Source organism: Streptomyces sp. NPDC056128, from assembly GCF_042263835.1.
Lineage (GTDB): Bacteria > Actinomycetota > Actinomycetes > Streptomycetales > Streptomycetaceae > Streptomyces.
This window is the reverse complement of sequence record NZ_JBHJVQ010000014.1, coordinates 19,203-32,243: the sequence shown is the minus strand read 5'-3', so window position 1 is coordinate 32,243 and position 13,041 is coordinate 19,203. Positions and strand designations below refer to the sequence as shown.

Genomic DNA, 13,041 nt, shown 5'->3' with positions numbered 1-13,041 from the left:
AAGGCGGCTGCCATAATCGGGATCTCCGGACAGTTCGATAGGAGTTCCCGGCATGGCAGCCGAACACCAGGCGCCTTCCATCCTTGGATTCCCCCACCGGCCCGAGTGGGGAGCGGCCGCCCACCGCAAGGCCCTTGCAGGGCACCTGCGGCGCTGCCGTGACCACGCCGGGCTGGCACCACGGCAGGCTGCCCGCTGCATCGACACCTCCGACTCGACGATCAGCCGTATGGAGAACGGCCTTGCCACGCTGAAGCCGGCAGAGGTTGAGCGCCTCCTCGACCTCTACGGCGTGACCGAGCATGCGGAACGCCGAAGGGTTGCCGCCCTGGTCCACGAGGCCGCCAAGCCGGAGGCATGGCAGGCGCACAGTCAGACGGCGCCAGTCGCCCTGCGCCCCCTGCTGGCCATGGAACCGGCGGCCCGCCGCATCATCTCCTACGAGCCGCAGCTGGTCCCTGGATGGCTGCAGACCGAAGAGTACGCAAAGATCGTCGTCCGGGCCGTCCACCCGACCTGGTCACCACAACAGGTCGCCGAGAGGGTGGCCTTGCGCACCCAGCGGATCGGCATGCTGCGCCGAGCCGCCACTCCGCCGGTCCTGCTCGCCGTCATGGACTCCGAGGTCTTCCGCCGCCAGGTGGGCACCCCCGGAACCATGTACCGGCAGATCAAACACCTCCTCGCCCTCCACGACGAGCTGCGCTACCAGCTTCACCTCCAGATCGCCCCGCTGACGGTGGGAGCGGCCGGAGCGATCGGGCACCCCATCGTGCACATGCGGTTCTTCGCCTCGGAATACCTGCCCGACATGGTCTACCTCGAGCAGTACGAAGGAGCGATCTACCGGGAGAAACCATCCGAGTCCGAGCGGTATCAGGCCATCCTCAACAACCTCTGCGGTGTCGCAAGCCCGCCGGAGCAGACACGCTCCCTCCTCGAGGACGGCCTGGCCACCTGGGCGGCCCAGTCGTAGGAGCCGTCCCGAAGAGACGCCCCTCAGCAGCGCACGAAACCCACCCCGCCGAACTCCTCCCACTCCCACGACTGCTGAGCGGGTGCATCACCAAGGCCGGACTGCCGCCAGGCGGAGACCTCCCCCAGCCCGGGGGAGACCAGCTCCAACGGTGCGCAGAAGTCTGCCACGTCCTGGCGCTCACGCACCCGGCCCCAGTGGCCTTGCGTCTGCTCGTCCATCAGCTCGGTCACCACGTCGCGCACGTGCGCCGAATCACTGACAAGCTGGCACACCACCATCATGCTTCCGGCCGGCAGCTTTCGAGCGACCCTGGCGACCAGATCGGCCGGACGGTCGCTGTCCGGGAGACAGTGCAGCACGGACACGAACAAAGCGGCTACCGGCTCGTCCAAATCGATGAGCCGCGCGACTGCTTCACTCTCGAAGATCGTCTCGGTGTCGCGCATGTCCGCCTGGAGCACGGCGGTCCGCTCGTTGGCCTCCAGCAGCACGCCACCGATCGTGCGCACAATCGGGTCGTTGTCGATGTAAACGACCCGGCTGCCGCGATCAACACGCTGCGCGATCTCGTGCACATTGTCCTGAGTGGGCAGCCCCGAACCGTGGTCGATGAACTGGCGGATGTTGTAGTCGGCAGCCAGCGTATGAACGACGCGGCGCAAAAACTGCCGGTTGTTCAAGGCGAGTTCCCGCATGCTGGGGACGTGTCTGAGGAGCTCGTCGCACGCCGCCCGGTCGGCCGGATAATTGTCTCTGCCGCCCAGCAGGCTGTCGTACATGCGCGCCACACTGGGCACGGTGACATCAACCCCGTACGGCAGACTCACCCACGGACCCTCTCTGCTCCACGGCGCGCCCCGCAGCTGCGCCGTAGTCGCACAGTGTAGGGAAGTCCGAGTTGAAGTGGGCCGTACGGAAGCCGAATTCCCTCCTCGGCATGAACAGGTCGTCGTTCCACCGGCCAGTCTGTGCCGGCGCGCACACGGATTGCGGGACCAGGGGGGAACCGGCGAGATCACCCAGCCGCCGACTGAGTGCCGATATGCGAGACGCCCTCCGGGAGGCGTGGGTCATCGCACATCAGGAACGAGTAGTGAACTGCTTCCCACAAGGGCTTGATGTCGAACGGCCGGCCTCCCAGAGCGTGGACGAGGGCGGCCAGCACCCCCCAGTCGGGGACGTCGTGTCCCCCGAGCACCCGGCGTGCCTCGGCAGATGTCACCGCGCCTTCGCTCGCGCGTTCGATCTTCTCCGGCGACGGCGACTTTGCCGCCCAGTACAAACCGCGCACCGCGGCATGCAGTTCTGCAATGGCTGCAGTGGCCGGCTGGCGCGCCTGAGCCGTCATGCCGTGCGCCGCCTCGAACAGCACCCGCAGCTCCGCCGGGTCGGAGTGGAAGCACTCAGCCAGAGTGCAGACCAAATCCCATGTCGGGAGCCGGTCCCCGGACAGGACCCGGGAAATGAACGACGGCGAAAGCATCGTGAAGTCCGCTACCTCACGGATCGTCATGCCACTGTTCATCTGCAAGTGGGCCAGGGCTGAGGCCAGATGACCGGCCCGGGACAAGGCCTCCGAGATCTCATCGACCGCAGTGTCCTGCCTGTCGCCAGACGTTCCCTGCTGCGGCCCGCGCCAGCGGACCGGAGCCGCTCGCTTGTCGTTGGCATGCAGGATCATCATCCGGGCCACTCGCTCAGGGCCCCACCGCGTCCGCGCGGTCTCCGGAGCCACATGTGCGGCCCTGGCCACCGACTCCCATTTCTCACCCCGGTAGCGGGCGTCCTGCACCGCCGCCGCGGTATAGATTTCCAGCTCCCTGCGGACCGCTTCCGCCCGCTCCAGCAGCGTACCCAGCTCTTCGGCCCGCAGCTCGCTGTCCAGCAGCTGCCGAGCCAGCCGGTGCACTTCTGTTGCCACCGCCCGCCCCAACGGCCCCTGCTGCTCGACAGCCGGGTCCTGTGGGCGGTGCGCCTGCCGGCTCCGCTGAGCCCGCCTGCGGCACGCAGTGCCGCAGTACCGGCGACGCCGGCCCACACCCGCATTCTGCACAATGGCGTCTGAGCACACCAAGCATCTGTCCGGATGCGACGAACCGGCCTTCATCAAGTCTCCTTCACGGTGACCCGGCAGGGGCTGAGCAATCCCGTCGTGGCTGCCGGACAGTCCGGCAACCACGACGGGTACAGCCTGGTCAGTCCAACCTGGCCCACAGGAATTGGACTCGGGACGTGCGGCCCGCTGCGACCACGACTGCCGCGTACGCCGCCCAGCCCGCTGCCGGCCACTGACCGGCGGGCAGCGCGAAGGCCAGAGGCAGCGCAACAATCGGCCCCAGCCCGAGCGTGACAGCGAAGGCACGCAGGCGTGCGTAACCCGCACCAGTGTTGCTACCGTCCACACACGCTCCGGACATCACGGTGCCCGGAACGACATAGGGGTCAGTCACGATTCTCCCTTCGAGAACAATTGACGACTGATCAATATGTGAAGGGGTCCTGGTCTGTTGTAGGTGTCCAGCCTTCGGGCCAGGGCCCCGTCCCGGCGTGACCCTAGCCTGCCCCCGGCGCACTCGGCCATCAGAGTGAGGCAGTAACCGGCGAAGCGGCCACAGGCACGTGCAAAATGGGCACACAGCGTGCCGACCTTGCCCGGTTCTATCGAATTAGCGTCCACATCCGACCGGTTGAGAGCACATCGGGCCACACCTTGGCGTTCACTTTTCGTGATACACCGCACGCCGTCGCGTGAAAATCCAAACGGAGTACCCCGGCGCACACCGGGCTTCACCAATTGGATTACCTGAGCGCCATCGCACACCACCCGATCGGGTGAATCGCGCGCTCGCGGAGGGCACCAGAACCCAGGTTCTGTTCGACCAGTGCAGTTGCCCTCATAGACCTCTCTCGCCCTACCGACTGATTTCTCCCAGGCTGGTAGTGGGACGCGTCAGCCCGAACCGCAGCTCCCCGCAGTGACGCTCGGTACGCGGTCCGCGACTTCGTGAGCTTCCTGCGGCGCGGCAATCGTGCGGCATTCCGCTCGGTCAGGATCTCGACTACGACCGCCAACGACGGGCTTTGACTGGCAGCGAGACGCTCCTCTAGCATGCATGCCTAATCAGATAACGGAGTTAGGTAGGAGGGTGGGCGGTGTTGCTGACAACCGGACAAGCAGCAGAGGAACTGGGGTGCGCCATCACGACCTTCCGACGCCTCGTCCATTCCGGACTGCTGCCCGGCCTTTCCCGGCGCGGCGTACGGGTCATGGTGCCGCTCGGAACAGTCCAAGCTCTCGCAGCCCGCCGGTACGCCCCACTGGAGGAGCTGGACGCTCCAGAGGTCGCGATCCTGCGGGTGGACACCGCCCAGCAGACGGACGAGCCAGACCGGGACTGGATCGGCTTCGCCGCATCCCTGGCCCCCGAGGACGTCCTCAAAGCGCTGCGCGGCTGGTGGCGATGTGACGCGGCGAGCGTCGCCGCCGGGGAAGTGCTGCCGGTGACGCTGTCCGGATACGTCGTTGCTGTCCTGACTGGCCTCCAGCGCTGGGAGAAGAACGCCGCGGGACGGCACGCCTTCCCCGACGCCCGCCTGGCCGGGTACGTCACCGACCTGGCCGCACCCCGGATCAACGTCACCGCAGACACAGCAGCCGACCGGCGGCTCGCCGACCACCTGCTCGGCACACGGCTCGTCTCCCACTCAGGCGGAGCCATCGCCTACGTTCCCACCCGCACCGCTGCATGAACCACCCGGACAAGGACGCCTGCTGATGGACGCTCAGAGCTACAACACCGCGCTCACCGAGCTGCGCTCCGTGCGGGACAGGATCAAGAAGTCGAGGGCGGAACTGACGACACTGGAAGCCGACCGCGACCAGCGGATCGCCAGGCTGGCCGCCTACGCCAAGGCCAAGGCCGAGCGAATCGCCCCCGCCGCCGGGATGAGCGTCGCCGACATCGTGGCCCTCGCCCCACAGCTGGCCCCAGACGACCTCGCCGCCCCCCGTCAGGTCCCGGAGCCGGTCACGCCTCCCGAGGCCGACGCCGAGGCGGCTGCTCGGCAACACGCAGCGGCACCCGCAACGAACGACGCACAGGTACAGCCCGCCGCACCACCGCCGCAGAAGTCCACCACGCCGCCAGCCGACGCCACACCCGAGCCCTCAGCCCCCAACGCACCGCGGACCCTGCCCTCCCTTCCTGAAGGTGCAGCAGGCGATGCCTGGTTCACCCACGCCCCCAATCTCGCCTCCACTCGGCCGAACTTCACGCAGCAGGCCCGCTCCACCGTCTTCCTCGACACCACCACCGGCGTCCTCGTCCACCGCCACCAGACCCACCACCTGGACCTCGCAGGCCGCACGGCAGCGGACATCCTCACCGCCGTCTTTCACACCGTCCCCGACGGCGTGGAGCGGATCTACATCACCGCCGGAGACCCCTGGCACCGCGACGCCGACCGCTACCCCTACCTCCGCGACGCTGTCACCGCCTGGCTGAACGCCCCCACCCCCGGCTGGCGCACCGACACCGGCCGCGGCCGCGACCGCATGGCCGGACACTTCGTCCACGCCCGCAACCCCGTCGGCCGCTACCAGAGCAACGACGGCACCACCCACGTCGAGATCCGCTCCGTGGGGGAGTGGTTCGACCTCGACACCAACGACACCCCCGCCACCGTCCGCGACGCCTTCGTCCTGCTGTGGCAGGCCCTGCGCCGCCACTGGAGCGACGCCGTCCTCATGGGCTCCCCCTCCCAGACCGGCCGCGACCTGTGGACCCGCACCATCCCCCAACGCGGCCAGCACGCCGACGGCTTCCCCGTGCAGTCCGAAGAACTGCGCGGCCTGCTCCACGCCACCGCCGGCCAAGGCCGCAACGAACTCATCACCCCACCCCGCGTGCCCGACCAACTGCCCGCGCTGGTCGAATACGACCGCACCTTCGCCTACGCCAAACACACCTGGAAATCCCCCGTCGGCACCCCCCGCCGCATCACCGCCGCCACCTTCGCCTCCTGGAGCGAAAAGGAACAGATCCGCGCCCTGTACGGCTGCGGCCACTGGCACGTCCGCGCCACCGTCCCCGACACCTGGAACCACGTCGGCCTCCTGCCCGCACCCGCCCCCGGCGACCGGGCCTGGCACTACCCCGCCGCCCCCGGCACCACCTTCACCACCTGGGCCGGAGGACCCGAACTCCACACAGCCCTCACCAACCCCTTTCAGCCGTGGAAAATCGAAATCCTCGACGGCATCCTCTGGGACGACGGCAAACCCCTCGACGACTGGGCCAAGAAACTCAAAGACACCTGGACCAACCTCACCACCCAGGCCCAGATCCACGGCGACCCCCAACAAGCCCGCGCCTCTCAGCTCGCCTCCCGCGCAGTACGCGCCATCCTCCTGTACGGCATCGGCTCCTTCGCCCAACGCCCCCGCATGGTCACCGGCACCACCCCCCGCGCCCTCGAACGCGACCTCCCCCCAGACGCCGAAATCATCGCCTTCGACGACCAGCAGATCACCTGGCAGCGCCCCACCGGCTTCAGCCGCGACCCCAACGCCCACCCCGAATGGGCCGCCGCCATCTGGTCCGGCGCCCGCGCCGCCCTCCTCAGCCAACGCCACCGAGACGAGAACACCTACGCCGGCGCCCTCCACACCCCGCCCGGCACCGTCATCGCCTTCCGCACCGACGCCCTCTACCTCACCCAGCCCCAGAACTGGCCCTACCACCATCAGCCCGGCGACTACCTCCTGCGAGGCCACCTCACCAGCCCCGTCACCGCACCCATTAACGAAGAGGAACTGCTCATCCTGCGGGACACCGGCCGCGCCACCCACACCACCCGGCAGGAGGCCTGATGCCCCCCCGCACCCGCCGCAAGAGCCCCTCACAGGACGCCGGAAGGAACGACGCCGCCCAACTCGCCGACCGGCTCCAGCAGGCCGGCTACACCAAACGCGACATCGCCCGCATCATCGACCGCGACCCCTCCCTGGTCTCGCAGTTCTACACCAGGAACAAGGGCGCTGCCTTCGTCCCCGCCTTGCGCCAGGTCCTCACTGCCGTGGAAACCGGCGGGATCACCGATCTGCCCGAACTCACCTCCATCGCCGCCCACCACATCACCCGGCGCACCACAGCCTCCGGGACCCGCGCCCGGGTGCGTACCAAAGCCGTGCTCATCACACCGACCGGATCCGGCGCCGGACGCGTCGGCACCCAGGCCATCGCCTCCGGCTCCGCCCGACTGCGCCCCCTCATCGCCGAAGCAGCCCGACGCGGCCTGCGCTTGGCCTTCACCGTCCGCCTCGCCAAGACCGCCTTCGCGTACCCTTCCGGCAGCCGCACCGACTCACCCGGAATCCGCCGCGACGTCACCCAGCGCGCCGACCACACCGAGGAACGCTCCTACGGCTCCGCCCAGACCGGCGGCCACGACGCAGCCGACTTCGCCCGCCGCGTCGACACCGCCAGCGGAGACGTCACCGCCGCCGTCCACCAATGGCTTGTGGAGACTGGACGGATCCGCCCCGACGCCCGCATCCTCCACCTGGAGGTTCGGACCTGGCGCCCGCGCTGAGAGTGATCTTGTGGTGTGGCTGATGTCGCCCAGGGGCAGGCGGGTGACGCGGCGCGGCAGATGCCCGTTGGCTCTCGGCCCGGTCACGGGCCGTCGATGCAGCACAGCAGCCTCAATAGCCACGAACCGGCTTTCCCAGCCCGCGGAAACGGGTACGTTTCGGCAGGAGTGTCAATGCTGGCTAGGGGGACGATATGAGCGAAGACGCGATCGAGCTGGCGTCCGCAGTCCAGGCCGTACGCGATGAACTGCTCATCGCCGCTTCCCAAGGGGTGGGGAGCGACCTGGCCTTCGAACTCGGTGATATCCAAATGGAGTTCACGGTCGAGCTGCGCAGAGAGGCAAAGGGCGGCGTGAAGATCCGTGCCTGGGTGATGGACGCGGGAGTCGACGGAGCATCGGCAAACGCCCGCACCCACAAGGTGGCCTTCACCCTGAAGCCCAAAGACGTCAGAACAGGAGGGTCGTGGCAGGTCGGGAATGACGAACCAGGCGATGTCTCTCACTTTGGACGAGGTTCGGCCACCTCGTGAGCCTGGAACGCTCGGCGAACCACCGCGTGGTCGTCGTGCAGGGGGCCATGCAAGGCACGGGAGTGCTCCTTACCCCTTCGCTGATCCTGACAGCTGCTCACGTGGTGCGAGACCACGACATTGTTCGCGTCGGTCATCCGGACGTTTCAGGGTGGATCACCTGCCAGGTGTACTGGCGCAGCAGCCCTAGACGCGGTGCTGCTCCCCAGAAGGTCTCCGGCTCCAAGCCTGAAGGCACCGGCTCTGGGATTCTCTCTCTCACGCCCGAGGCTCAGCGCCTGCGGGAGAATCCCGAACCGGACTTGGCGGACGGTTTTGGTATGCCGAGGCGTGAGGCGGAACGAGGCCGGCAGACACGGGACGTGGACGATACGCCCACCGACCTCGCCCTTCTGCAGGCTCACACGCCCGTGCTGCCGAACGATTCCACCGCCATGCTGCGGCGCCTGCGTTGGGGCACGGTGGCCTCTGGGGATCCTCTTCCCCACTGCCAGATCGTGGGCTTCCCGGCGATTCAACGGCGTGGTGATCGCCAGGAGTTGGAAGCCGACCAGTTCGAGGCGACCGTGATGCCCTTTGCGGGCCGTCCGCGTCCCGTCATCGTCTGCGAGTTCTCCCGCCGGTCGGTTATCGAGCAAGATCAGGCAGAGTCTCCCCTGGCTGGTCTGTCCGGGGCGCCCGTGTTCGCGGGCGGAGTGCTGATTGGGATCGTCACCGACGTCCCACGAGGGCGGGACCACTCGCGTGTCGAAGCGGTGCCCATCAGCCTGCTTCCTGCCGAGCGCCTCCCCTACGACAGGCAACTGCCCGCGGTCATGGAAGAGGTGACAGAGCTCCACCGAGGTGATGAGCCGTTCGAGGCGCGGTACAGCAAGGCCGTCAAGGACCGGTACCGAAAGATCGAGGTAATCGGTATCGAGGAGCTCAGCAATGACGAGTCCCGATGGGATCTGGACGCCGCCTATCTGGCCCTGGAAGCAGAACAGTCAAGTTCCCGACGCGGCTCCGACGTCCCTGCTCATCCACGGCGTATCAACAGTCTGCTGACCGGCAGCGAATCGGTAATCCTGCTGCGCGGGGAAGCCGGCGCGGGAAAGACGACGCTGGCTTGGTGGCTCGCTTCCCACGCCGCATGTGCAACATTCGGCCCACAGCTGGCCCATTTCAACGGACTTGTGCCTTTCGTCATCCCGATGCGGACCTTGCGCGCCCAAGGCGGCGAGTTTCCCACGCCGAAGCGTCTGCCGCAGATTGCCGGCCTTGTCGCCGATGACCCACCCGAGGGCTGGGCCAGCAGAGTTCTCGAAGCGGGGCGAGCACTCCTGCTGGTCGACGGACTGGACGAGGTGCCCCAGGAGGACCGGCAAGCCGCCCGGAGGTGGCTCATTCGCTTGCTGGAAAGCTTCGATCACGTGCGTTGCATGGTCACGATGAGACCCCTGGCCGTAGAAGGGGACGGAGACTGGCTCGGCATGCGGGACGGAGTGCTCAGCCTGAGACTCCTGAGCATGCGAGATTCGGACATCCAGAAGTTCGTCCACGTGTGGCACAACGCGGCACGACTGGAGCTGTCGTCCACTTCCCGCGATCACGCCGAGATCACCCGTCTGGAGAAGGACCTCGCCCAGCAGTTCGCCGCGAATCCCGCCCTGCGCGACCTTGCTCGTACACCGCTGCTGTGCGCCGTCATCTGCGCACTGCACCGTCGGCGCCGCGGGCTCCTGCCCACCAGCCGCACCGCGCTGTACCGGGCGGCCCTGGACATGCTGGTCAACCGGGACCCATTGCGTGGCGTCGTCGCACCAGAGGGAATCAACATAGAGGCCGAGGAGCACAGACTCCTGCTCCAGCGCATCGCCACATGGCTGGTGCGAAACGGTTTGTCCCAGCTCACCTACGAGCAAGCACAAAGGCAACTGCAGGATGCGCTGCGCGGCATGCCCCGGGTCGCAGAGCAGGGCACAGCGGAACGCATCCTCCGCCACGTCCTCAACCGCAGTGGATTGCTGCAGGAACGCGCAGAAGGCAGCATCCAGTTCATCCACCGAACCTTTCAGGACTACCTGGCTGCGAAGGAACTCCTGGAAACCGACCACGTCGGCGAACTGATGCAACATGCCGCCGAGCAAGAATGGGAGGACGTCATACAGCTGGCTGCCGGCCAGTGCAACACGCGCAGCGGGCTGCGGCAGATACTCGACTCCCTCATCCGTCAGGGGGACGGGGCGAGCGCATGGGAGCAGTGGAAACTGTGGATGCTGGCCGCGAACTGTGCACTGACAGCGGTCTACCTGGACGAGGACATACGCGACAGAGTCGCTGCCCGTGTCAAATCCCTGATGCCTCCGACGAGCACTGTCCAGTCCGCTGAACTCGCCAAGCTAGGAACCTACGTCCTCCCGCTCCTGCCGGCTTTCGAGACGCTGAGCGAAGAACAGGGACTGCTCGTTCTCGACACGCTGAACAAGATCGGCACGTCCGACTGCCTGCCCTCGCTCCGCTCGCTGGCGCAACAGTCCAATCGCGCAGTTCGCCAGACCATCCTCAACGACTGGGACACCTTTCCGGTCCCCGCCGCCGACTACCTGAGCGAAGTGCTGGCGCACATGCGACTCGACGACCTGGAATTCGTCATCGGCCAGCCTGACCGGCTCCACCACCTGCAGCGACTGCAAGGCATCCGGCGACTTCAACTACACGCCTCAACAATGCACCCCGAAGACCTGGAGACCGTACCCAAGCTGCCGGCACTGCGCGAACTGCGCATCGCCAGCCTCCCCAGCTCGCACATGACCAGGCTGCCACCGCCCCATCCAGGGGTGGCACGGCTGTCGGTCGACAGCCATGGCACCCTCGACCTTGACGGGCTCAGCGGATGGACCGGGCTGCACGGACTGGCCCTGTGGCAACAGGTCCCTGTATACGACCTCTTCGAGCGCCTGGCAGAGCTACCCAGACTGCGCGCGGTACAGCTCCCGCTCGCGTCACCCGTAGTCGCACTGGAATCGGTGCCCGTACTGCCCACGATCCGCGCTCTGACCCTGCCCTCGCTGGCCGAGGGAGGAGACCTGCGGCAGCTGGCACGCGTCTTCCCCTCACTGACCCGACTCACGCTCCATCCGCAGCCCAGTACTGCCCATTCTGTTGACCTGACCCCGTTTGCCCACCACCAGGGGCTGCAGGTCTTCGTCGTACACGGACGACAACGTCCCGCAATCACGGGTGCCGAAACCTTCGGCGACCGGCTCCACGTCACTCAGGCAAGTGACGTACCGAACGCCGAATCGGTCCTTCGTCGGGCGGCCCATACCAGGTCCGACTCGGCGCCGCCCACGGCGACCACAACCCCGTCGTCCTCCTGAGGAACGCCAGGATTCACGACAGAGACGCTGTTCTGCGTCATTGCTGCCCGGCTGTGCCCTGAGCTGCAGGGTGGTCGTTGATCCAGGCCAGGCCGCCGAGGTCGAGGTGTTGGCAGGCGCGGGTGACAGCGACGTAGGCGAGGCGGGCGTCGGTGTCGTTGACGGGCTCCGGGACAGGACGTCCCTGGGCGTCGTTCTGGTCGGTCTCCTTGGGAGGCGGGAAGTCGTCGCCGATGCGGACGGTGGGCCATTCGCGGCCTTTGGCGCTGTGCGCGGTGGAGATGGTGACGTCAGCGCGGGCTTCGTCGGTGAGTTGGTGGACGGCAGTGAGGATGGTGTCGGTGCCATGAGTGTCGACGAGGTCGACGAAGGGCTGGAGGTCGCGTCCGGCGGGGTCGTGCACGGCATAGTCCTGTAGTTCGCCCCAGGAGGGAAACAAGACGAGCTCGGGGTGCGTGGTACGACGGCCGCTTTTCAGGTCGCGGGCTGCGAGGGCGAGCTGGCTCAGCTGGGTTTTGCCGCGGGTGAGGGCGACGCGGTGGCCGGCGGAGAGCAGGCGCATGACCTCGGCCATCGCGCCGATGTTGGTACGGCACAGCACGGCGTCGGGGCGGGTGAGGCTGCCGACCTCGGTGGCGAGGTCATGGGTGCCGGTCAGGCGGATGGGGGCGTCGGCGAGGGCGAGCCATCGGTTGGCCTCCTCGGCGATGAGGGGGCCGAAGCGGAAGGAGCGGGTGAGGGTCAGGGGAGTGGCGTCGAAGCCGGTCATCACGTCGCGCGCGCCGCGCCAGCCGTAGATGGCCTGGGCGGAGTCGCCGACCACGACGAGCTGGGCGTGGCTGCGCTGGGCGCTGAAGACTTCCTCGAGGACGGGGTTGGTGTCCTGCGCTTCGTCGAGGAAGAGGAAGTCGGCTTCGATCCTGGGCTTGGTCAGGGCCCACATCTTCAGGTAGTGGTCATGTTCGAAGCGGACCGCACCGCTGTCTGGGTTGTGCAGATCGGCCCAGGCCTTGGAAGCGAACGGCAGGACCTCCTGGGCGAGTTGCGTCTGTTCGCCGGATCCGGTCAGGCCGCGCAGGTGGGGCACGTGGTGGTGGGCCAGGGCGCGGTCGGCGGAGTAGCAGTAGCGGGTCACGGTGCGCAGCACGGTGTGGGACAGCAGCCGGGGGCCGATCTCGTGGGTGCCGATACGGACCGGGCGGGTGATGCCGAGAGCTTGGCCGGTCTTCCAGGCCGGCTGGCGGGGGCTGTTGAGCCGACTCGTGTAGCGCTGGCCGAGCGCGGCGTATGCGGTGGCGTGGGCGGTCTTGCACACCACGGTGCGGGGAAAGCGGGTGGCGGCGTCACGGGCGATGTCCCTGTTGAAGGCGAGGTAACGGCCGCGGCGAGGGGTGCTGGCCGCGAGCTGGGTGAGAGTGCTGGTCTTTCCCGTCCCGGCGCCAGCCTGCAGGACGAGATGGTGGCCGGCCCGGAAGGCATCGAGGGCCTGGGCCTGTTCGTCGGTGGGCGTGTGCAACAACGGCTCCGTGGAAGCTGAAGAGGACCAAAGGGAAAGAGGCGCCTGCAGCCGCCG

Annotated in this window: 9 protein-coding genes; 6 read left to right on the top strand and 3 right to left on the bottom strand. The window is 67.6% G+C overall.

Features of this window, described 5'->3' with window-relative positions; genetic code table 11:
- The first annotated feature begins 52 nt into the window (after window positions 1–52).
- Window positions 53–976, top strand: a complete 924-nt coding sequence (locus ACFC1X_RS24405; RefSeq protein WP_376356921.1) for a helix-turn-helix domain-containing protein — start codon at window positions 53–55, stop codon at window positions 974–976.
- Between the two features lie 23 nt (window positions 977–999).
- On the opposite strand, the gene ACFC1X_RS24400 is transcribed toward ACFC1X_RS24405, so the two are convergent.
- Window positions 1,000–1,806: an SAM-dependent methyltransferase gene (locus ACFC1X_RS24400; protein WP_376356919.1), complete on the bottom strand. Its 807-nt coding sequence runs from the start codon at window positions 1,804–1,806 to the stop codon at window positions 1,000–1,002.
- A gap of 188 nt (window positions 1,807–1,994) precedes the next feature.
- Window positions 1,995–2,900 carry a helix-turn-helix domain-containing protein gene (locus ACFC1X_RS24395; protein ID WP_376356917.1) on the bottom strand — a complete coding sequence of 302 codons (906 nt, stop codon included), beginning with the start codon at window positions 2,898–2,900 and terminating at the stop codon, window positions 1,995–1,997.
- A gap of 1,232 nt (window positions 2,901–4,132) precedes the next feature.
- Here ACFC1X_RS24395 and ACFC1X_RS24390 point away from each other — a divergent pair.
- From ACFC1X_RS24390 to ACFC1X_RS24370, 5 genes are all read left to right on the top strand, one after another.
- Window positions 4,133–4,729, top strand: coding sequence for a helix-turn-helix domain-containing protein (locus ACFC1X_RS24390; RefSeq protein WP_376356915.1), 597 nt, complete (start codon window positions 4,133–4,135; stop codon window positions 4,727–4,729).
- A gap of 25 nt (window positions 4,730–4,754) precedes the next feature.
- On the top strand, window positions 4,755–6,851 hold the full coding sequence (locus ACFC1X_RS24385; protein ID WP_376356913.1) for a hypothetical protein: 2,097 nt from the start codon (window positions 4,755–4,757) through the stop codon (window positions 6,849–6,851).
- Entirely contained in the window at window positions 6,851–7,573 is a 723-nt protein-coding gene (locus tag ACFC1X_RS24380; RefSeq protein WP_376356911.1) for a helix-turn-helix domain containing protein, read from the top strand. The genes ACFC1X_RS24385 and ACFC1X_RS24380 overlap by 1 nt, the downstream gene beginning before the upstream one ends.
- Window positions 7,574–7,767: 194 nt before the next feature.
- On the top strand, window positions 7,768–8,106 hold the full coding sequence (locus ACFC1X_RS24375; protein WP_376356909.1) for a trypco2 family protein: 339 nt from the start codon (window positions 7,768–7,770) through the stop codon (window positions 8,104–8,106).
- Window positions 8,103–11,468 carry an NACHT domain-containing protein gene (locus tag ACFC1X_RS24370; protein WP_376356907.1) on the top strand — a complete coding sequence of 1,122 codons (3,366 nt, stop codon included), beginning with the start codon at window positions 8,103–8,105 and terminating at the stop codon, window positions 11,466–11,468. Before ACFC1X_RS24375 ends, ACFC1X_RS24370 begins: the two co-directional genes overlap by 4 nt.
- A 37-nt stretch (window positions 11,469–11,505) precedes the next feature.
- On the opposite strand, the gene ACFC1X_RS24365 is transcribed toward ACFC1X_RS24370, so the two are convergent.
- The gene (locus tag ACFC1X_RS24365) at window positions 11,506–12,984 is read right to left on the bottom strand and encodes a UvrD-helicase domain-containing protein (RefSeq protein ID WP_376356905.1); all 1,479 of its coding nucleotides are present in this window, start codon (window positions 12,982–12,984) and stop codon (window positions 11,506–11,508) included.
- Window positions 12,985–13,041 lie beyond the last annotated feature (57 nt).